Raw genomic sequence first — 19,514 nt, 5'->3', positions numbered from 1 at the left:
CATGCCAGTCCAACTCCAGAAAATCACCAGATATACAGCGTTGATCATCATCAGCACCCTGATGAGCATTCCCTTGCTTTGGATGGTCATTACGAGCTTGAAGTCCCAAGATGAGGCTTCCTCAGATCGTATGTCATTTTGGATTACAAATCCACAATGGTCCAATTATGTTGAGGTTTTCAGACAGCACGATCTTCTTCAATACATTTCGAATACGCTCGTTTATGCGGTAACCACCTCTGTGTTGTCTGTCATTTTGGCTCTATTTGCAGCCTATGCTTTAACGTTCATCCATTTTAAAGGGAGACGTCTATTGCTCATCATTTTCATCTTTACAATGTTCTTGCCAGCACATATGACATTAATCCCCTCGTATTTGACTTTAAATAGTCTCGGTTGGCTGGATTCCTACAAAGGACTCGTCATTCCTAGTGCTGTCACGGGGTTCAATATCTTTCTCATGTATCAAGGATTGAGACAAGTGCCGAAATCCTTGATTGAATCGGCGAAGGTGGACGGAGCTTCCCATTTACGGATATTGTTCCAGATCGTCGCTCCGCTTACCCTTCCATCAATGGCGACATTAGGGATCATCGTTTTTACGTACCAATATAACAACTACTTTTGGCCGTTGGTCGTGACAACGAGTGAAGATGTCAAAACCATCTCGCTCGCATTAGCTGAACTCGTGCAGATGGATGGCGCTTTTGGTATCCAATGGCCTCTCGTCATGGCAGCCAATACGATTAGTGTTTTACCTGTGATGATGCTGTTCTTACTGCTTCAAAAGCTTTATATCAAAGGTGTCATGTACCAAGGTATGAAAGATTAAGAGGAGGAACGACCATTATGAAATCAATGAATAAGATGCTCGCTATAACAATGATCTTGCTTTTAGTTGTAACAGGATGTGGAACTGGGTCTTCAGAAGGCTCCAAGTCAGGTGATAAAGTCGAAATCGAATTTTGGCATGCAATGAGTGGCAATCTTGGGGACTCTTTGAAGAAAATCACCGATGATTTCAATAAAAAACACGACGATATCCATGTAAAACTCGTCTTCATGAAAGATTACCCGACCATAACGAATAAATTCCAGCTCGCGCTTCAATCCAAACAATTACCAGCGCTCGTACAATTGGAAGATCCGACCTTGCAGACCTTGGCTTCTTCAGGGCATCTCCAAAGCTTGGATGGCATGATTGAAGAGAAAGGTATGGATCTTACCGATTATGTTGACGGGTTTGTCGATGCTGCTTCCCAGGATGAAAAGCTCTACGGACTACCTCTCAACCGCAGTGTACCAGTTCTTTACTATCGTAAAGATATTTTTAAAAAAGAGGGCATCGATCCTGCTCGAATTGAAACCTGGGAAGGCGTACGTGAAGTTTCAAATGAACTCGTTGATAAAGGGGCTGTCAATTACGGCTTCGAACCGATTCGATATCCTTGGTTCTTTTCAGCCCTTGCATGGTCAAACGGAGCTGAGTTAGCAGATGATCCGAGCAAGCTGAAACTCGATAGCCCCGAATCCATTGAAGCTCTCCAGCACTGGGGCGATATGATCCATGAAGATCGAGTAAGTAAGGTTCATTATGGTGGTGAAGGTTGGGCGTATTGGTATGATACGATCGCGGATTTGAACGACGGAAAGGCTGCGATGGTGACTGGCTCTACTGCCGACATGGGACCAATGGATAGCAGCAAAATCGGTGCTGCGTTCATGCCGAAGTTTGAAGGCGAAGAGCTATCTGTACCAATCGGTGGCACGAGCGGTGTCATTCCGAAGGGTGCGACAAAAGAACAGAAAAAGGCAGCTTTCGAGTACATGAGCTATTTCACTCAACCTGAAGTGACAGCGCAATGGTCAAAAGAAACCGGCTATTTGCCAGTCCGAAAGTCTGCAAAAGAAGATATGCAGAACTTCTTCAAGGAAAATCCGAATTTTAAGGTAGCTGTCGATCAGCTTGATTTTGCACGCCCTACCCCACTCTTTCCAAAGTGGAATCAAGTCGAGAACGAAGCGATCAATAAGGCCTTCGACCGCGTCTTTGTCGATGGGATGTCTGCTGAAGAAGCATTGAAGGAAGCACAGGAAAAGGCAGAAAAGATTTTAAAGTAAAGCTTCTTGATTAATAAAGATCAAAGCCTAGATAATCCTATCAAAATGCCGTCAAGTCAACTATGCGTAACTGGAGGAAGAGGTATGGCAGAATTAAAGCTTCAACACATCTATAAATTTTATGAGAAAGAACAAAAAGCCGTTGATGACTTCAATTTACAAATCAAGGATAAAGAATTCATTGTCCTTGTAGGCCCATCCGGCTGTGGAAAATCCACGACGTTACGGATGATCGCGGGATTGGAAGAAATAACAGACGGAGACTTCTATATTGACGGAAAGCGGATGAATGACGTGGCACCAAAGGACCGAGACATTGCAATGGTCTTTCAGAACTATGCGCTTTATCCTCATATGACTGTGTTCGATAACATGGCATTCGGTTTAAAATTAAGAAGAATCGACAAGAACGAAATCAAGCGTCGTGTGGAATCAGCAGCACAAACCCTTGGGCTTGAGCCTTATTTGAAGCGGAAGCCAAAAGCCCTTTCCGGCGGACAACGCCAACGGGTTGCATTGGGACGAGCTATCGTACGTGATGCCAAAGTTTTCTTGATGGACGAACCATTATCAAATCTCGATGCAAAACTTCGTGGACAGATGCGTGCTGAAATCATCAAATTGCATCGTCGGTTGAAGACGACGACCATTTACGTGACCCATGATCAAACCGAAGCGATGACGATGGCAACCCGTATGGTCGTCATGAAGGACGGTGTCATCCAGCAAGTCGGCACACCGAAGGAAATTTATGATTTTCCGAACAATACGTTCGTCGGAGGTTTCATTGGTTCCCCTGCCATGAATTTCTTAAGTGGAATTTTTAAGGATGGAGATTTACATGTGGGTGAATGGAAGATCGCTGTCCCGGAGTGGAAAGCGACTGCCCTTCGAGAAGCCGGTTATGAAAATAAAGAAGTCCAGTTGGGTATTCGCCCGGAATTTGTTCATGAAGATGATGGTGCAACAACTGGAGCGACGTTTCAGACCAAGGTTGATGTCGCAGAAGTGATGGGCGCTGAAACCTGTTTATATGTTGAGATAAATGGGCAAAAGCTAATCGCAAAGCTGGATGGCAGTACTTCTTTAAACCCTGGTGACCCGATAGCACTTAGCCTTGATATGGAAAACTGTCACTTCTTTGATCCTGAATCGGAAAACCGGATTGCAATGGATAAATCCTTACGAAGTGTTTGTGTAGGATGAGGAGAAGGCCTTTTCTGCCCCCCATATTCGAAAGATGCTCAAATGAGGGATAGAAAGATGGCCTTTCTATCCTTTATAGACTAAAAGAAAAGGGCTGAACTCATGAAGGACATTTTAACGTCCTTTTGAGTCAGCCCTTTCTTTATTTTCTTTAAAAGAGGGAATGCTCCCCTCTTACTCTGTTATGACCAGAATTCCTATAAACATGAGACCGAAGCCGATCAAAATGAATACTGTCTTTGCAACCCACCAAGGAAGAACCGCCAAAAGGAGACTGAAAATGAAGGTGATCCAATCATCGCCCACTGTACTGCTGTGATTAAAATCTTCATGCTGTTTCTTTTTGTATTTGAACCATGTAGCTACTGAAATCGTAAAACCAGCTACAAGGAGGCCAATTCCGAACCAAAACATGTCATAACAACCCCATTCTTTTCTTTACGTTCCAGTTGAAATATAACAAACCTGGCGCATATCGGACTAGACGCCAAACTTTACCAATCATTTGTTTCTGGAACTTACTTCTGTATAATCGTCATGGGGGTTTTTATTAATGGAAGAATCGAAGCTAAATTTGAATAATACGATGGTTGTTAAAAATGGAAACAGCTTTTTGAGTGAAATCCTCTATTTTTCAACTGAGGATGAGATGCTTCTTTCCATATCCGATATGAACAGGGGCTTGTTTAATAAAATCATGAATTTCGTAACCACCATTTCACGAACCAATTCCTTCGTTTCCAAACGTTTTGTGGTGAAAACAGCTGACAAGGAACCATTGTTCACGATTAAGAAAAAAGCAGGTATTTCACAATGCTATGAGCTGTTTCATCTGGATGGGGAGATGTTTGCGGTGATTCGTTCCTCATCAAATTGGAGGTTTGAAATGGAAGTGTTGACGATGGCTGGAAAGATTGGAATAATCCAAGGCGAAACAGGTTGGTGGACCTATGATTCACCAGATGGAATCCGGTACGTTGATTATAAAAAGGATAGTTATCTTCCTGAGTACAAAGGAAAGACCTTTTTGACCGGACCGAATGTCGTTCGTTTTACCAATTCACCTGACGATGAGTTGAACAAAATCGCCCTTGCAGTGCCACTCATCATTGACCTTAACCAGCAGCAATAAAGGAAATACAAAAAGGGTGGCGATGGATCTCGCTCACCCTCTTTTGAAACACTTTTATGCTGTTTCCTTCAGTTCTGTTTTTTCCTTATTGAAAATCATATCGTCAACCGCAAACAATTTGCTGCCGCTAAGTCCGAGGTAGACTGACATCGCTAAAAGGGCCAAATCAAACTCATAACCTGCCGATTCACCATTACCAAGAAATCCTGCACTGAGCTTTACTTTAAGGATTGCGACTACCATTATGATTGCAAGCAATGCGGAAACAATCCGTGTCCCTAGACCGAGGATCAATGCGATTCCCCCGACAAGTTCAATGATCGCTACCACGTACGCCATGAACCCTGGTAAGCCGATGCTGCTGAACCAACCTGCGACATTCTCAATCCCACCTTGGAATTTCATTAGACCATGCACAAAGAAAATGATCCCTAACGTGACACGAAGGATGAGTGCACCGATTTCATTTTTCATCATCACCTTAAATCTCCTCCTTGTTTTTATGGTAGATCAATCAACATGAAACGAGATTCAGTACCTGATTGGATATGAAGTTCAGAAATATCGGTGATCCGTGCTGAATCGCGCTTATTTAATGTAGTTTCCTGATTGACCCTCAGTTCTCCTTCAATGACGAATAGGAAGATCCGACGATTTTTCCCTGGTTCAAAAGTAATTTCTTTCCCCTGATTCAGATCAGATAAATAAATGGTCAAGTCCTGGTTAATGTCTGCAACCTTATCGGATGATGAGCCTTTCTTCACGACAGGCAAGAGGTGATTCTTCATTTCCGATACATCAAACTTTGTTTGTTCGTATGAAGGCATTACGCCCACTACCTCCGGTTCAAACCAAAGTTGCAGGAAATTAACTTCTTCTGTTGAAGAAGGATTCCGCTCAGAATGGATGACACCCGTGCCCGCTGACATACGTTGGACGCCTCCGAACGTTGTGGTCGCTTTATGTCCACCACTGTCTTCATGCTGTAATTGCCCTTCAAGAACAATTGAAACGATCTCCATCTCTCTATGTGGATGCGCACCGAATCCATTCAACGGTTGGACGATATCATCATTTAAGACACGCATCGGTCCGAAGTTCATATTTTCAGGATCATAATACTTAGCGAACGAGAAGCTGAAATTACTTTTCAACCAGCCGTGATCAGCTGTATATCTAGAATTTGCTGGATAATGTTTAATCATATGAGTTCCTCCTTAACGTAGATTATCTTGAATTCGAGATATTCATTCTTTAAAAAAAGCCAAACATCCAGGCCCGTCTCTATATCTGAATAAATTATCTCGAATTCGAGATATATCGTATAACCTCTTTTCAATTCTGTCAACAATCCCTCAAGTTTTAGGCCTAATGGTTTTTATGATACGCTTAAGGACGCATTAGTCGTTTAGGGGGAAAAGCATAATGACTCAAGAATTTTTCTGGACCCACATTGGGCCTTATTTCTTTTTAATTGCTGGGATTTTCATGCTTTATGCAGCTTACAAATATACGGATGAAGAACATGAAAAGATGGATTGGGAAAACCAAAATTGGGCGGGGGCTACCTCGAAAGAAGTCGTACACCAACTTCCCCATTGGGTTTTAAAGATCATCTATGGCATCGTTGGACTTTTCTTAATTGGTGTGTGGTTTTATATGATTTTCCTCATGTAAAAAAGGGACCGTTATCCGGTCCCTTTTTTCGTTCAATTACGCATCCAACTTCTCAGTCGTCATTGTTTTCTTATTTACTTGTAACGTAAGTGCACGATCGCCATTTTTACAGTACATGCCGTGCCATACATTTTTCGGTACAACAAAGTGAGATCCAACGGTTACATCGAATTTCTCTTCGTTTCCATCATCGTCTTTCAGGACAAATACCCCTTCACCTTCTAGTACGTAGAAGATTTGATCGCAATCATGACGATGGAATTTTGGCTCCCAATACATGTAATATGGGTATACCGCCGCTGCCATTTCATCAGAAGTTAAGGTGACGTGCTTTTCCTCTTGCTCAAGTTCAAGTCCTTTGATCAGTTCCAACACATTTTGGGATTGGGAATTAAATGTACTTGTACTCATTGTGTCGCCTCCTACTATTTTTCTGAATATTTTGTCACATCGTCATACTAATATCTGGAAGGCATATCGTCAAACGAACTTTTACAAGAAATGCGTAATTTTTTCCGATTTTCTTCTGAATTTTAATAAATGAAGCTGTTTTTGGTGCCTTTGTGTAGGTAGGACGTCCTGAATATCCTCAACCCGGATAAATTAAATAGGAAATTTCTACAAAATGGAATGAATCGATATCACCAATTATTTACTTTTTTCTCGAAAATTTACGAGAATGGTGTCAGAATACCCTATAACCACTCAGAAAATAGAAGGAAAGCTACCCATGTTAATGGCTAGCTCTAGTTCCGCTCTCTAAATTTTTCATATTATGAAAGGCTAATCCCATCGATTGCTCCAATCCTTCTTCTTTTTCAGGGTGAGTAAATCAAAGAATGCCCATCCTAATGCCAGTCCTAGTGATGTTAGAAAGATATTGGTAAAGGTTAACCACTCAGGCTTAAAGGTATAATAAATGGCCAGTTTTAAGCCGACTAGTCCACAATAGAGCAGCAAAAAGTTCTTGATTCTTTTGAATTTTTCACGCCATCCGATTCTTAGAAAGTTGAATCCCATGATGATGATTGCTCCAAAAATGGTAAGAAGCAGGAAAATGACATACCCAAGTATAAAAGGAAAAGCCGCAGGATGATCAATATCGTTATTCGCGATAATATATATTCCTATCCCTCCAGCAATGAGAATCGTATAGATGAAGATGACAAGTATAGTTTTCACGACGTTAACTCCAGTTCTTCTTGTTTCCTATTATTATCTCAGACTGACTGCTCTCAAACTACTAGAAAATAATGAAAGCGATGCGCATCCGCATCGCTTTCTCATTTTAATATCCTTTTGTAATAAATTGAATGGCAGAGTCCAGGATTTCGTGGAAGTCCTCCGGGTAATCATGGTCAAGACCTTTTATGAGATGATAAGTATGTTGGATATTCTTTTCCTTGAGCAGTTCAACAAACCGTTCCGTACTCTCAAGGCAATCCTCATCCTGATCCCCACAGATCACATAGCCTTTTATGCCCATCTCCGCCAAACGAGACAATTCATCTGACACCTCATCAATTTCAGGTAACCAGGGCCCTACGAAAATGAACCCTTTTACCGGGATTGAGCCTTTTAAAATGGCATTTAAGGCAACACGTGCTCCAGCTGAAAATCCACCTAAGACGATCTGCTCCTTATCTATCGCTTCATGTTCAATTATTTCTTTGTAATGACCTTGAAGTTCCTTCGTTCCTCCTTCAACATCATCCCAGGAGTACCCACCCGAGAATTCAATTTCCGAGGACTGAGGCATCCCGAGAATATAACCTTGTGATACGATTGACTGCCAATTTTCCTTTGTTCGTTTATAACTTTCTTGATTACCATGCAGAGCGATCAACAATGGCGACTCCTTTTGCTCCATATCTGGATGCATTATTTCAAGCTTGGGTTTAGCCGCTTTTTTTGCTTCTTCCTCTCGCCTTTTACACAACTCGACCATTTTCTGAAAATCCTCATATTTTCTAAGAGAATTCAAGTCATCATCTTCAATCAAATAGTCATAAGCGTACCAATGACCTTTATCTAAAATAGCTTCTTTCATGATTGTGAGTGCTTCTTCTTCATGTCCCGAAGCGGCCGCTAAAGAATAGTGGAAATTATAGATTTGTGCATGATCCTCATTCATTTCGCCGGCATACCGAGATATGTACTCATAGGCTGCCTCCGCACCGCTCGTTACATATTTTTCGAGAGTTGTATTCAATAGTTTCGTATACGTCATATGTGTCATATTTACCTCCGATGATGATGTTTTTTCACGTCTTTTCTCTAAGGCAGGTAAACATGTCCTTTCACCTTAATCCTCAGAGCCCCTTTTTGTTTCAATCATTACTTTGACTTTTCTCATAATGATCACTCCTCTCATGCTTGTGACTTAGAAAACATAGCACAAAGATTCAGAAAAAACAATGAACTTCACATGTTTCATCAATCGTTCAATAAAATGAATTGGGGAGGGATTTGTCATGTCAGTTGAAAGATTAGTGATGGGGGCTTCCTATTCCACACCTGTAAAAATTGAAGAAGCTGGATCGAATGTTCGTCTTCATGACGTCGATATCAACCAAAAATATTTCCGGCCATCCTGCTATCCTGCATTGAACACCAAAATTCAAAAATACTCTTTCTTCAACCCCTATTTGAAGTTGGAGCCAGAAGAAATAGAGTTGCCGTATGCTTTGACGGCAACGCCTGACGACACGATCATTTATTATTTCAGTGTGCTGAGGGAAGCAGCCAATTTTTCAGGGGAGAAAATGGGAGGTTGCGGAACAGTAGGATCAGCTCGAATTCCTTACCCAGTCGCTTACAGCTTTTTCACAGATTCGTATCAGAAAAAAGTGGACTACGAGGCATTTTACGATTCATTCCAAGGTATCGGACACATCAACCTCATAAAAATGACACAAACTACGCGTGATCCTGACCATCCAGGCGAGCTCCGATATTTCATTGAAATTGAAACGATTGAAGGCACGATACAAGGGAACACGACTTTCGCCTATTACTACGGATTCATGTTTTTGAAAAAGGAAAAAGCCCGCTATAAAATTGCGGACTTCAAGCTTCAGGGTGAGGATTTCCTCTGTGCACCCTATCACGGTTGGAATCACGATGCCGAAGCAGCGGTCCAAGTAATGTATGGAAACTGGTGTAAGCTTATCCACAAGCTCTATCCAATAGTTCAGCACGGATACGTAAAACAGATTGATTTCAAAGGGACCGATGGCTATTTGTATCGGATCCTCTTCGCCGAACTGACCAATGGCTACGATATCGAGATTGCACAATTCAGAAAGCAACGCAACGAACCATGGCAGCCGATCACGTTTAATCCGGAGAAATGTGTGAAGGATTAAGGTGCACTCTACAGCTCTTTGACCATTTTTTGAACTTCATTATGGAAGCTTAAATTTTCATAAAATCCTACCGCTCTTTCATTGCTAGAGAAAACATTCAACGTCAATTGTTTATAACCCTTGTTCTTAGCCCAATCTTCAGCTTGGGCCATCAACCTTTTTGCAATCCCTTTCCCTTCACCTTCCTTGGAAACAGCAAGTAACGATATGTAAGCTTGCTTCTCATTTGTAAAATAATCACGACTCTCCGTGAGATGGATAAAGCCCATTTGGGTTCCGTGGATATCGACAGCAACAAAGATCTCTTCTGTTGAAGTGTTCGAGTCGATTGCTTCTTTTACAATTTCTCGTTGTTTCATCTGCATTTGTTGGCGGTCTCTCCAACTCATATATTCGATATCGCTTAGACGTGAAGATAAGTCTAGAATAAAATCCTTATCCTCTTCTCTCATGTTTCTAATTTCGATCATTTTAAAAATCACCTACTTAATCTCGTTTATCTCTCTACAAATACCATGTAACTTCCATCTTGGATTTTTACGATTAAGATCTTGTCGTCTTCTTTCGAGAAATACAGTTCTGCTCCTTTTGATGCAATATTCGATGAGAAGTTGCTCTTCGGATAAACATCAGGGTCTACTTTCATCCGAATCTCACCAATTTTTTGACCGATTGTGAATTCTGGGTTCTCGCCTCCCCCTTTCAATATGAATTCCTTGCCGTTCACCTTAACAATACCTTCATAGGAGCCGCCTGTACTCTCGCTGCAACCCGTCATCACAAAAAGAGTACACATGATGATTAAAAGCAGTCTCCGAATCATCGAACCCCACCCTTTTTTGCTTAAGACGTTTGAAAATTGCAGACGGTTACATACTTTTTGTAACGCTATCGGCGAATACTTTGCCGTTTGCGAGATTTTGAACCTAGTTGCGGCTTTTTGAACATATTTTCAAAAATTATGAACCCAGATTCGAAATTATGAACCCAGTTGCAAATTTTTGAACCTGAACCCCAAACTCACTTCTACTCGCAAACATCTTCTCTTAAAACCGAGTACATGTAGAGGTCATCGAACTTTCCACTTGTATATTCATAGTGCCGCAACAAACCTTCACGCAAGAACCCTTGACGCTCAACGAGTTTTTGGGAAGCTACGTTTTCAGGTTCAATCAACGCTTCGATCCGTTCCAATTCAAGATGATCGAAACCGTGTCGGACGACAGCCTCCAATGCTTCCCCAGCGATTCCTTTCCCCCAGAAATCTTTACTCAATTCAAAGCCTACTTCAGCTCGGAAATGCATAGGCGCCCGGTTCAGAAAACCACAGCTTCCAATCACCTTATCTGAACCTTTAAGGGTGATGCCCCATCTCATTCCGCTGCCCTCTCTGAGAATTTTTGAGTACCAATTGATTTCGTCCATTACGTCCTCAGGCGTCTCATATGGCTCCAATCCCATATGCTTTACGACTTCTTCATCTGATAAATAAGCGTACAGATCATTTGTATCCTCAAGTGTGACCTGTCTTAACGTCAACCGAGATGTTTCAATCGTTGGTAGTACTTTTTCCATAATCCTTTTCCTCCTTGTAAAAATATAAAAGGAAACGCAAGTGAATTTGGTATTCACCTGCGCTCATTCAGTCTTACTCCCACGCTTTAATTTTTTGTATGATTTTTTTATTTAACTTCGTAATCAGCGTTTCTTTTCCATCTGAGGTTTTCTGTTTATGCCACTCATTATAACTTGCAACACCAATCAGAATCGAGCCTGCTATCAACAGGTAAACCCACCAAGGCATGTTCCCCCAGAACGGTCTCGTTTGCAGGAACAAGTTGAGAAGCAACACACCTGCACCAACAAAAAAGAATGATTTGATCCGATAGGCCATACCACCTAACATGGATGCGAGTGAAAGTGTCCCGACAATAATTGCATCATACACCGTCGAGCTTGCCATGCCATCCTGGACGAGTAATAACGAGACGATGATCAGCACGCCCCACTGGATACGGTTGGCGATCACCCTTCGTTCTGGAGCCGTAACCTTTTTCAAATAGATCGCTAATCCGACCCAAGGCAGTACGAAGAGTTCACGCTCGAATAGCTGTGGTACATCGAGCTCCAGGATAAGCGTGTAATACGGCTGAAGCAAATACACGACAGCACCGAACATGAGCCATTTTGCCGGCACATACGGAATTCGATTCCGCTGGAAATACAAATTCGCTGAAATCAACAGGCCTGGCAGCAACCGTACCCAAAGTTCTTCCGTTGTGAACGCATACATGCCCATGAGTCCGAGGAAACCAACAATCGTGTACCAATCAATCCGACCAAAGCCTTTCTTATCTTCCGGTTTTTCATATACGGATTTGTAAAGGACGTGTCCGACAACAGTCATGATGATTGCTAGAATTGCGAACGTAAGCAGTTCAAATGGATAATAATCCAACACCGTTTCTCCGTATCTTACGACTCCTGCAAACACAAGGATAAGCGGTACAACGGAGAATACATCCCATCTTTCTTTGTGCATAACGACCAGTGTTCCTACCGCATAGACAATCATCACCGCAAAGGCATCCCATTCATAAGGAACAGCGGAAAGGAACGCGTTCATCCCTATGATTGAAAATGGAACAAGATAGTAAGCAATTCTCCTCGACCACTCGCCTTTAAAGATGAACCAGCCGCATCCGATTAGTACACTTAAAATGAAGAACGAATAGTGTTCAAAATCATGTAGATCAAGTCGATCCAAGATCACCTGGATCGTTAACAGCATTGACGTAAACGCGGCATAAAGGAAGGTTTTCAATAACCATTCCGCTTTCGCCTTCCAGACGCTGACTCCATAAATGACAACTGCAAGCAAGAGCGGCCAGATTGCTGCCTCTTGATAAAAGAGATAACTGACCAGGAGAGCAAGAGGTATATAAAGGTGTCCAATCCAATAGTATCCTCTCATCAGTCCGCGGTCCTTCTGTCCTACAAGTAATCCAATGACAAGTAAAAAGGCACCGCCGCCGCTGAGCTGTAAAGTATCATACACTTCAAATGTAATTCTCCATTCGCGCTGGACTGCAAATAAGGCGGTCGCATACCAGAGTAACGTCAACATACTGACAACAAAAGCCAAAGCAGACCATTTCAGCCTTTTATATAAAAGCAGTGCCATTCCTACGCCACCCAAAACGATAGCAGAGCGGAGAAAATGATCGAATACGAATGAGAATGTAAGTACGAGACCTACGAAATAAAAAAGGTGTGAAGCAAAAAAAGTACTCGTCGAAAGATCATTTCGTTTCAGCGATTTCCAAGCTAGACTTGTGAGTAACAATACAATGCCACTAGCTACGAGATTGATCGCTTCGAAAGGCTGATTAGCATTGCGATCAGGATACATTTCCTCAATGAACACCAATACAGCGAGACCGAGTGATAAAGCATGAATCCACGGAATCGTTGCCAGGAATGTTTCTCTTTTTTCAAAACGTAGTCCTACCAACCCAATGAAAGCGAACAGCAGGAACATAATTCCCGTCTGCCACCAGATCATCTCTGCATAGTTGAATAGGACAGTGCCAGCCATTACTGCAAGACTTATATCGCGTGTAGATTCTCTGATCGACTGAAAAAATTTGACCGATAGAAAGCAGCCAAGACCGAGATAGACGATGAACGCCCCGATAAACAATGGGAACATGATCGTGTCGTATCCGATCCACGTTTGCCCTAATAAAACGAGTTCATATAGAGCTGTGAACAGGAAGATCGGACTTAAGTATTTGAATAATTGCTGATTTGTTGCATTCGATAGATACGTAAAATTCAACCAGATGATCACATATGCCATCAATAAAGCGAATGAAGGTTCATTCATTCGTAATAGGATACCTTCCCAACTGATATAAAGGAATGCGCACCCAGAAACGACTGCACTCATATATCGGAAAATTCGTTTTAAAGGAATTTGATCACTCAGGAAATTTGGTAAAATCAAGAACACAACACCGAGCAAGGCATACCCGATGCTTCCGAATGAATCCAGGATCGAGTTCTCGATCAATTGATACACGCCGTAAACGAGCATAGCACTAAAGACAAAGTAATATTCCTTGCGATTTGTCACATAAATCATTGACATATACAGGATGGCCGTAAGGAATAAATTGAAGCTGTAGAAGACCTCTTGATCATAGAAAACAAGCATGAGTAAAGTAGATAAGACGAGATTCACTTGTATGTAAGGGACGAAATCTTTCATCAACCAGCTGAATCGTTCATCGTTCCTCAAGTACCTGTAACTCACAATCAAAAGCGCATTGAACAACATGATCCCTAGATAGAAGCCATCAACCGGCAAGTACATCGCAGCAATCGCAAACCCGACAAAAACACTGAACGTTATATAGGAAAACCAAATGAATAGGCGTGACGATAGTCTTGATGCAAGTAATAAATAGACCGGTAAAATCGCCAAGGTTCCTACTGCGCCAAATAGAAACCGCCCTTCTCCTTGCACGGAGAAATATGGACCGAACAATTGAAAATATCCAGCAGATAAGATGACAATTGGTAAGAACAAACTACCGAGGACATGAAAAGCAAATGCTGTCTTTTCGATTTTCAATACACGCTTTGTAATGAACGCCAATCCGAAAAACAAGATGGATACAGCGGCTACTAAGCCTGTTTTCATCCAATCTGCGAGCGTTTCCCACGTACTCGTCGCGAGAACGAGTCCGCCAATCAACAGCATGATGACGCCCAAATTCAACGACCAAGTAATGTTCCGCTCACGTATTTCCTGAGGTGACAGCTGTTTTTTTACTTTTTTCGGCTTAGAAAACTCAATAGGCTCTGCATGCTTTGCATCCTCAAATTGCACTTCCGTCTTTTGAACCTTCTCGGCCTCAGCAAGCTCTGCTCTCTTCTTCTCAAGCATGTCCACGTAATACTGATTCTGCGCATCACGGACCTGGTCGTACACCTCGAATGAAATATACCCCTGTTCCTCAAGTTCTTTCAACCCTTGTCTCATGATCCTGTTTTTCTCTTCCGACGAATAATGATTCATCGAATCCCCCCTTTACGGATCAACTCTACTAATCTTGTTCCCTCACCCATTCTCATAATCTTTTTATAAAAACAAACCTGGTTAGAAATTTATACCAGTTACCCCACCCTGTCAATACGCCAATGTTTTGTCATACTCATAGATTTTCCACTTATAATTCATCACTGAAAAATAATCCTGGATCACAATGTATTCGTCAGTAGCAGTTTTGACTAAATATGTATTATCACCCTGGTAAGTGATCCCCTGGACGTCCATGCCTTTAAAATGATTTTCTAGGAGTGGCTCTTCAAGGATGTTTTCCGCATTCACCTTTGCAAACAAATTGTAGGGACCAAAGAGATTCAATGCGAAAAACAATCCAATACCCACGATAATTATTAGAACGGTCTTCCCCTTTGTAAACTTCAAAGCTTTAATTCCTCTCTTTTAATAGAAATGGTTTACTTCCTAAAATTCTTTTTATAGCGTTCAAACAACTGTTGTGGTGATCCCTCTTTTCCTTCCGGGATGTAAGCGTCGCGGTCATGATAAGGTAATTCGATCTTTTCCCAATCAAAGTCTTCATCAACCTGTTTGATATACAAATCGTATCCTTCACCGTCTGACGGAAAAAAGACCACTCGGGACTCATCATGCTCCAAAGCCACATCAATCGCGCCCCTTAGCTCGACCAATGCATCACGATTCGCCACGATAAATGCGTGATCATGCCACATTTTCTGACCGTAAATATGGCAGATTGGAGAAGAGTTTTGACCTTCATAGACTTGTACAATTTTAGCTCGGATGTCTACCGGTTGATCCAAATCGAGATAAACATCCATGGTCATTTCCGCATAACGACCGCTTCCAAATAATTGTATTAAGAATGTATGATAGGATTCGTCGCTTTCAACAAATAGAACGCCATACTCATAACCCATCTCTTCAGGGTCAAAATAAATACAGTGAAGAATGCGGTCATCTCTTTCAAATTGAAAGAGATGAACTTTCTCGTCTATCTCAACCATCTTCACTAATTTATATATGAATCCTTTTCTTTTCACTCTTTTCAATACTTTATTTACGGATATCGGCTTAAAAGGATGCACTGCTGAAAAAAGTTTCGTGTTTGCCACTTCGTCTAACCCCCGTTTTACAGCTCTTAAACTCCTTTTCAGTATAATACAAAAAAGGAAGGATGCCCCATAGTAATTTCAGGAGTCATCCTTCCCATTCAACTCATCATCGATCCATTCGTGCACTCCATTGTTGAGTTCCACACAGTTTTCTTCATAACACATAATGTTCAAACTCTGATAATAAGACATTTCCGCTATGGATTGATCTTTACTGTATTCCTTCATGGACTCGCTTGTTTTAAAAGTAACGTAATAATCGGGGTCACTTTCAGGTTGATCTGTGTCCCCCACAAGAGAGGAATTGATTTTTTCGGCAAAATCGGTCGAATTCAACACTGTTAATGTTTTAAAGTCTTCTCCATTTTTCCGCTGGACAATAATCTGATCGATGACACCAAATTCCGTATTAAACGTTTCATTGATGACTGATTCCGTTTGGGACCGAAGAGGAGTACTGTCTTCCATGCAGCCTCCAACCACAAGAAGCACTGTGATTATGATTATATAGCGCATGTTCCGATTCATATACTCGGCTGAAAGGACTGATCCCGGACTACGACCGTTTCAGGGACAAATCGAATGAGAATATCATCTTCTCTATGCGTTGTGAATCGAGGATCCCATTCCTGTCTATTCGGACCGAGATAGCGACGGAATAAATTGTTGGCAATATCAATATTGAACGGTTCGACGGTTGCATGTCCTCTGAATCCAGCATGCAATACCTTCCCTGTTGTATGATCGAAATCGACAATCCCAATCGCACACGCTGGATTTTGCTCTATCCTTCCGGGAAAGCTGTCACTCGTTTTCGATCCGATAATCCATAAACACTCATCCTCCCAATGAAACCACACAGGAGATTCCCGAGGTCCTTCATCAGCCAAAGTTGAAAGATGAGCAAACAACGGTTTCTTGAGAAATTCTTCTAATTCAAAGCTTCTATTTCCTCTAATAATCTTCAAATCATTCATCCTTTCAAACTGATATTCCTAAATTGTTCAATTCGCCACAGATATATATCATGCGTATATGTATAAAGCGGATTTCGAATCATTTAAGAAGCCTGTTTTTTAAGCTTTTCTTTTTGCTGGTCTCCGATTGAAAGCAGCAGGATGGAGATGACTAGAAGGCCTGCCCCGATGAGATTCAATAGTGTAAGCTCGACTGGAAAGAACGGGTACGACATAGCTGCAAGTAGGATTGGACTCATTGCCCTTGATACGTTCGCAATGGAAAACCGCAAATATTTCAGAGCTTCATACAACAAAATCGTCCCTAGAAAACCCGTTAATATGGACGATAGCACGATAAGAAGCACACCCTCCACTTGATGCTGGGTGTTAAACAATTCTCCAACAATAACCGAATAAATGAGCACGAAAAGCATGGTCACACAATTGTTCGTGAAAAGAATCGAGTTCGAGTTTTTCTCACCAGATACCGTTTTTTTAATGAACACATTCGTAAGGGCAAAAAAGAATGTATAAAGAAGAGCAAAGATACTGCCCATAATTGAGGTCTCGGACACACCGCCTTTATTGACAAAAAGAAAGGCACCAAGTATGGCAAGAACGATGAAGGAACCTTCTCCTTTGGGCATTTTTTCACCCAAGATGAAAACGGATAAGAAAACGGCAAACACCGTGTAAAATCTCCCTAAAAAACCAACCTCAACTGGTGATAATAAATCCATGCTGATGAATAGAAAGATGACACCTAATGAATTGAATAAAGCTAGCCAAATGATTTCTTTTTCAACGTAAAAGCGAACCCGTTTCCTACTGAATACGCCCCAAAGATAACTCGCGATGATGATTGTAGCTGTATTGATGACCGCTGCTTTGGCCGGAGAGATGTGCAAAAGTCCGAATTTTGAAAGGAGTGGTCCTATCGCCATCATCAAAACTGAAAGAGCGTTCAGTAAATAACCTTTCTTAATGGAATCCAACTGTATCACCTTCTTCCATACATACTAGCATATCACTCCAATTTTTACCTCTAAATGGAAAGTGCGCCCTCTTGAAAGAGGACGCATCGAGTTCACCTTAGTTTTGGCTGAATCTTTCCGCAACCGTGACGAATAATGCCTTATCAGACAAATCGTTCGATATCAGATATTTATAGGATTCCTTGTTAGTCATTCTCCATTTTAAGATATACTCAGTCCCGTTTTTCAACCAGGTCATATCCTTGATGTCTGGATGATGGATGATTTCCGTATCAGCGTCATCATACCAGCTGGAGGTTTGCATGAATGAAAGGGTCTTGCCTGTTGATGTCTCATAATTAACCTTTACAATTGGTGCCGTATCACCGTCCCAATCATAGGTGATTTTGGTTAGTCGATACTCTTCTGGAAGTTTAGGAGCATTGCTGAAATGATGGTCTGGTATTTCCCCCCGAGCCTCAGAAAGACTTTCAAATGTTTTGTGGACATCATCACTTCGATCTACTAAAAAGATATAGATTGGAAAGAGTACAACTGCCACCAGAAGTAGAATGAGAATACCACCAAATGCTTTTTTCATTGAATCATCACCTCACTGATCCAGCAGTAGCTAAAAAACAAGTTTAGTCATCACCTTAAAAGATAATATACTATTGAGGTGATTCACTTGGTCAATTTCTTAATGGGAGCTACCGTTGTTTTTATTGTGATCAATCTAATCTACTTCTTCACAAACAAAACGTATCGAAAAAGCTCTTTCAGTTTTCCATTGTTCCTTAATTTGTTCATCGTTTTATGTGGCATACTGCTCGGTTTTACAGGAGTGTATTACTTCCTTTCTATGAAGGAGATTGTATTGGTCCAAAACCTTTCCACTATGAAACCGATTGAGCCTACACTTCTGAATTTACTCTATTTCAGTGGTGAAACATTGATTTCCGTAGGATATGGGGATATGTTACCCGTTGGAACAGCCCGGTTCTTCGCTATCATCGAATCCATGATCGGTATTCTCCTGCCGACAGCTTATTTTATGAAATCATTCGAATTATCTAATCAATCTGGGCAATAAAAGAATATGCAAAGACCTCTAATGATTTCGTTTTGAACGAATCCATCTTTAGAGGTCTCTGATGACATTTTGGATCTATGTATATCTTTTACTTGTTATCCTCTTGTTCTTTAGCTTGCTTCTCCAATAGCTTACGAATTTTTCTTATTTCAACACTTGTATCTGATGAGTCCATTCCCATTCTTACGCCATAATAAATGACACAAAAGAGCAGAAAACCTCCAAATAACCACATCAAAAGCATCGCGATAATCCCCATTTGTTCACCTCCTTCAAATCAATTTAAGTTTCCAACTTCTACATAGAGATGAAGATCTAATCTCACCTGTTTTTTAGGTGTTAAGATCTTCATAACCCTAATGAAAGACAAATCGGCTCATTCTCATCACCCAGTTGTCTTTCATTACGAACCCATCTTTTCACCTCTGTAAATTCCCGCGTTTTGCTGAGAGAATTACCCCTACAAGTGTGAGAAGAATGAACACTCCATACGGTACTAGATATTGCAGCACGTTTCGGTTGTCATCCATACCCCCACTTCCGCTCAAGGTACCGTGCCACCAGACGAGGCCGACTAGACCGAGTATGATGAACACAAAACCTATGATCCTCCTTCTATTCATCCTGATTTCCCCTCCTTCAATTGTTTTGTGCGAGTAATCAATAAAGCACTGATGAAGATCGTTAAAGAAAACGCGGCTGGGATAAATCACTTATTGGCGTTAAGAACCCCGCCAAGAATACCACCAATCCAACAAGAATTAATCCAATTACCAA

General features: G+C 41.4%; 25 protein-coding genes. 7 read left to right on the top strand and 18 right to left on the bottom strand.

Annotated features, from left to right (window positions below; genetic code table 11):
- Nucleotide 1: 1 nt before the first annotated feature.
- The 3 genes from V1497_RS05965 (at nt 2) to V1497_RS05955 (ending at nt 3,327) form a co-directional block, all read left to right on the top strand.
- Nucleotides 2–832, top strand: coding sequence for a carbohydrate ABC transporter permease (locus V1497_RS05965; RefSeq protein WP_349410063.1), 831 nt, complete (start codon nt 2–4; stop codon nt 830–832).
- Between the two features lie 17 nt (nt 833–849).
- Complete coding sequence (locus V1497_RS05960; RefSeq protein WP_349410062.1) at nt 850–2,121, top strand: ABC transporter substrate-binding protein; 1,272 nt, start codon at nt 850–852, stop codon at nt 2,119–2,121.
- An 84-nt stretch (nt 2,122–2,205) separates the two neighbouring features.
- Nucleotides 2,206–3,327 carry a sn-glycerol-3-phosphate ABC transporter ATP-binding protein UgpC gene (locus V1497_RS05955; protein WP_349410061.1) on the top strand — a complete coding sequence of 374 codons (1,122 nt, stop codon included), beginning with the start codon at nt 2,206–2,208 and terminating at the stop codon, nt 3,325–3,327.
- A gap of 174 nt (nt 3,328–3,501) precedes the next feature.
- Here the strand turns inward: V1497_RS05955 and V1497_RS05950 are convergent, their stop codons facing one another.
- On the bottom strand, nt 3,502–3,741 hold the full coding sequence (locus V1497_RS05950; protein ID WP_349410060.1) for a hypothetical protein: 240 nt from the start codon (nt 3,739–3,741) through the stop codon (nt 3,502–3,504).
- A gap of 139 nt (nt 3,742–3,880) precedes the next feature.
- Here V1497_RS05950 and V1497_RS05945 point away from each other — a divergent pair, with 139 nt between their 5' ends.
- Nucleotides 3,881–4,459, top strand: a complete 579-nt coding sequence (locus V1497_RS05945; protein WP_349410059.1) for a hypothetical protein — start codon at nt 3,881–3,883, stop codon at nt 4,457–4,459.
- Nucleotides 4,460–4,513: 54 nt separating this feature from the next.
- Here V1497_RS05945 and V1497_RS05940 read toward each other — a convergent pair whose 3' ends face one another.
- Both V1497_RS05940 and V1497_RS05935 read right to left on the bottom strand, forming a co-directional pair.
- Nucleotides 4,514–4,936, bottom strand: coding sequence for a DoxX family protein (locus V1497_RS05940; RefSeq protein WP_349410753.1), 423 nt, complete (start codon nt 4,934–4,936; stop codon nt 4,514–4,516).
- A 23-nt stretch (nt 4,937–4,959) separates the two neighbouring features.
- Nucleotides 4,960–5,664 carry a pirin family protein gene (locus tag V1497_RS05935; RefSeq protein WP_349410058.1) on the bottom strand — a complete coding sequence of 235 codons (705 nt, stop codon included), beginning with the start codon at nt 5,662–5,664 and terminating at the stop codon, nt 4,960–4,962.
- A 220-nt stretch (nt 5,665–5,884) separates the two neighbouring features.
- On the opposite strand from V1497_RS05935, the gene V1497_RS05930 reads away from it, so the two are divergent.
- Nucleotides 5,885–6,136: a hypothetical protein gene (locus V1497_RS05930; protein WP_349410057.1), complete on the top strand. Its 252-nt coding sequence runs from the start codon at nt 5,885–5,887 to the stop codon at nt 6,134–6,136.
- Between the two features lie 36 nt (nt 6,137–6,172).
- On the opposite strand, the gene V1497_RS05925 is transcribed toward V1497_RS05930, so the two are convergent.
- From V1497_RS05925 to V1497_RS05915, 3 genes are all read right to left on the bottom strand, one after another.
- On the bottom strand, nt 6,173–6,547 hold the full coding sequence (locus V1497_RS05925; protein ID WP_349410056.1) for a cupin domain-containing protein: 375 nt from the start codon (nt 6,545–6,547) through the stop codon (nt 6,173–6,175).
- Between the two features lie 372 nt (nt 6,548–6,919).
- Nucleotides 6,920–7,318, bottom strand: coding sequence for a hypothetical protein (locus tag V1497_RS05920; protein WP_349410055.1), 399 nt, complete (start codon nt 7,316–7,318; stop codon nt 6,920–6,922).
- Between the two features lie 106 nt (nt 7,319–7,424).
- Nucleotides 7,425–8,375 (bottom strand): alpha/beta hydrolase, encoded by a 951-nt coding sequence (locus tag V1497_RS05915; RefSeq protein ID WP_349410054.1) that lies wholly within the window; start codon nt 8,373–8,375, stop codon nt 7,425–7,427.
- Between the two features lie 235 nt (nt 8,376–8,610).
- On the opposite strand from V1497_RS05915, the gene V1497_RS05910 reads away from it, so the two are divergent.
- Complete coding sequence (locus V1497_RS05910; protein ID WP_349410053.1) at nt 8,611–9,504, top strand: hypothetical protein; 894 nt, start codon at nt 8,611–8,613, stop codon at nt 9,502–9,504.
- 8 nt (nt 9,505–9,512) lie between these two features.
- Here the strand turns inward: V1497_RS05910 and V1497_RS05905 are convergent, their stop codons facing one another.
- The 10 genes from V1497_RS05905 to V1497_RS05860 form a co-directional block, all read right to left on the bottom strand.
- Nucleotides 9,513–9,974 carry a GNAT family N-acetyltransferase gene (locus V1497_RS05905; protein WP_349410052.1) on the bottom strand — a complete coding sequence of 154 codons (462 nt, stop codon included), beginning with the start codon at nt 9,972–9,974 and terminating at the stop codon, nt 9,513–9,515.
- A gap of 26 nt (nt 9,975–10,000) precedes the next feature.
- Nucleotides 10,001–10,327, bottom strand: coding sequence for a hypothetical protein (locus tag V1497_RS05900; protein ID WP_349410051.1), 327 nt, complete (start codon nt 10,325–10,327; stop codon nt 10,001–10,003).
- A gap of 203 nt (nt 10,328–10,530) precedes the next feature.
- Nucleotides 10,531–11,079, bottom strand: coding sequence for a GNAT family protein (locus V1497_RS05895; RefSeq protein WP_349410050.1), 549 nt, complete (start codon nt 11,077–11,079; stop codon nt 10,531–10,533).
- A 73-nt stretch (nt 11,080–11,152) separates the two neighbouring features.
- Nucleotides 11,153–14,590, bottom strand: a complete 3,438-nt coding sequence (locus V1497_RS05890; protein ID WP_349410049.1) for a hypothetical protein — start codon at nt 14,588–14,590, stop codon at nt 11,153–11,155.
- 111 nt (nt 14,591–14,701) lie between these two features.
- A complete protein-coding gene (locus V1497_RS05885; RefSeq protein ID WP_349410048.1) occupies nt 14,702–15,001 on the bottom strand; it encodes a hypothetical protein in 300 nt (99 codons plus the stop codon).
- 32 nt (nt 15,002–15,033) lie between these two features.
- Entirely contained in the window at nt 15,034–15,711 is a 678-nt protein-coding gene (locus V1497_RS05880) for a hypothetical protein (RefSeq protein ID WP_349410047.1), read from the bottom strand.
- Between the two features lie 78 nt (nt 15,712–15,789).
- Nucleotides 15,790–16,179: a hypothetical protein gene (locus V1497_RS05875; protein ID WP_349410046.1), complete on the bottom strand. Its 390-nt coding sequence runs from the start codon at nt 16,177–16,179 to the stop codon at nt 15,790–15,792.
- A 56-nt stretch (nt 16,180–16,235) separates the two neighbouring features.
- Nucleotides 16,236–16,679 carry a pyridoxamine 5'-phosphate oxidase family protein gene (locus V1497_RS05870; protein WP_349410045.1) on the bottom strand — a complete coding sequence of 148 codons (444 nt, stop codon included), beginning with the start codon at nt 16,677–16,679 and terminating at the stop codon, nt 16,236–16,238.
- Between the two features lie 92 nt (nt 16,680–16,771).
- Nucleotides 16,772–17,665, bottom strand: a complete 894-nt coding sequence (locus V1497_RS05865; protein WP_349410044.1) for a DMT family transporter — start codon at nt 17,663–17,665, stop codon at nt 16,772–16,774.
- Nucleotides 17,666–17,762: 97 nt separating this feature from the next.
- Nucleotides 17,763–18,245, bottom strand: a complete 483-nt coding sequence (locus tag V1497_RS05860; RefSeq protein ID WP_349410043.1) for a hypothetical protein — start codon at nt 18,243–18,245, stop codon at nt 17,763–17,765.
- Between the two features lie 78 nt (nt 18,246–18,323).
- Here V1497_RS05860 and V1497_RS05855 point away from each other — a divergent pair, with 78 nt between their 5' ends.
- On the top strand, nt 18,324–18,737 hold the full coding sequence (locus V1497_RS05855) for an ion channel (protein ID WP_349410042.1): 414 nt from the start codon (nt 18,324–18,326) through the stop codon (nt 18,735–18,737).
- Between the two features lie 88 nt (nt 18,738–18,825).
- Here the strand turns inward: V1497_RS05855 and V1497_RS05850 are convergent, their stop codons facing one another.
- Both V1497_RS05850 and V1497_RS05845 read right to left on the bottom strand, forming a co-directional pair.
- On the bottom strand, nt 18,826–18,996 hold the full coding sequence (locus tag V1497_RS05850) for a hypothetical protein (protein WP_349410041.1): 171 nt from the start codon (nt 18,994–18,996) through the stop codon (nt 18,826–18,828).
- 160 nt (nt 18,997–19,156) lie between these two features.
- Entirely contained in the window at nt 19,157–19,360 is a 204-nt protein-coding gene (locus tag V1497_RS05845) for a hypothetical protein (RefSeq protein WP_349410040.1), read from the bottom strand.
- Nucleotides 19,361–19,514 lie beyond the last annotated feature (154 nt).

Origin of the sequence: Pseudalkalibacillus sp. SCS-8, assembly GCF_040126055.1 — a bacterium.
In the GTDB taxonomy this organism is placed as follows: Bacteria; Bacillota; Bacilli; order Bacillales; family Fictibacillaceae; genus Pseudalkalibacillus; species Pseudalkalibacillus nanhaiensis.
Note: the sequence above shows the minus strand (reverse complement) of the source record. Positions and strands in the feature narration are given on the sequence as shown.

Coding starts and splice junctions, on each gene's coding strand:
- V1497_RS05965 (WP_349410063.1), top strand. CDS start 2: ATGCCAGTCCAACTCCAGAAAATCACCAGATATACAGCGTTGATCATC.
- V1497_RS05960 (WP_349410062.1), top strand. CDS start 850: ATGAAATCAATGAATAAGATGCTCGCTATAACAATGATCTTGCTTTTA.
- V1497_RS05955 (WP_349410061.1), top strand. CDS start 2,206: ATGGCAGAATTAAAGCTTCAACACATCTATAAATTTTATGAGAAAGAA.
- V1497_RS05950 (WP_349410060.1), bottom strand. CDS start 3,741: ATGTTTTGGTTCGGAATTGGCCTCCTTGTAGCTGGTTTTACGATTTCA.
- V1497_RS05945 (WP_349410059.1), top strand. CDS start 3,881: ATGGAAGAATCGAAGCTAAATTTGAATAATACGATGGTTGTTAAAAAT.
- V1497_RS05940 (WP_349410753.1), bottom strand. CDS start 4,936: ATGATGAAAAATGAAATCGGTGCACTCATCCTTCGTGTCACGTTAGGG.
- V1497_RS05935 (WP_349410058.1), bottom strand. CDS start 5,664: ATGATTAAACATTATCCAGCAAATTCTAGATATACAGCTGATCACGGC.
- V1497_RS05930 (WP_349410057.1), top strand. CDS start 5,885: ATGACTCAAGAATTTTTCTGGACCCACATTGGGCCTTATTTCTTTTTA.
- V1497_RS05925 (WP_349410056.1), bottom strand. CDS start 6,547: ATGAGTACAAGTACATTTAATTCCCAATCCCAAAATGTGTTGGAACTG.
- V1497_RS05915 (WP_349410054.1), bottom strand. CDS start 8,375: ATGACACATATGACGTATACGAAACTATTGAATACAACTCTCGAAAAA.
- V1497_RS05910 (WP_349410053.1), top strand. CDS start 8,611: ATGTCAGTTGAAAGATTAGTGATGGGGGCTTCCTATTCCACACCTGTA.
- V1497_RS05905 (WP_349410052.1), bottom strand. CDS start 9,974: ATGATCGAAATTAGAAACATGAGAGAAGAGGATAAGGATTTTATTCTA.
- V1497_RS05900 (WP_349410051.1), bottom strand. CDS start 10,327: ATGATTCGGAGACTGCTTTTAATCATCATGTGTACTCTTTTTGTGATG.
- V1497_RS05895 (WP_349410050.1), bottom strand. CDS start 11,079: ATGGAAAAAGTACTACCAACGATTGAAACATCTCGGTTGACGTTAAGA.
- V1497_RS05890 (WP_349410049.1), bottom strand. CDS start 14,590: ATGAATCATTATTCGTCGGAAGAGAAAAACAGGATCATGAGACAAGGG.
- V1497_RS05875 (WP_349410046.1), bottom strand. CDS start 16,179: ATGGAAGACAGTACTCCTCTTCGGTCCCAAACGGAATCAGTCATCAAT.
- V1497_RS05860 (WP_349410043.1), bottom strand. CDS start 18,245: ATGAAAAAAGCATTTGGTGGTATTCTCATTCTACTTCTGGTGGCAGTT.
- V1497_RS05850 (WP_349410041.1), bottom strand. CDS start 18,996: ATGGGGATTATCGCGATGCTTTTGATGTGGTTATTTGGAGGTTTTCTG.
- V1497_RS05845 (WP_349410040.1), bottom strand. CDS start 19,360: ATGAATAGAAGGAGGATCATAGGTTTTGTGTTCATCATACTCGGTCTA.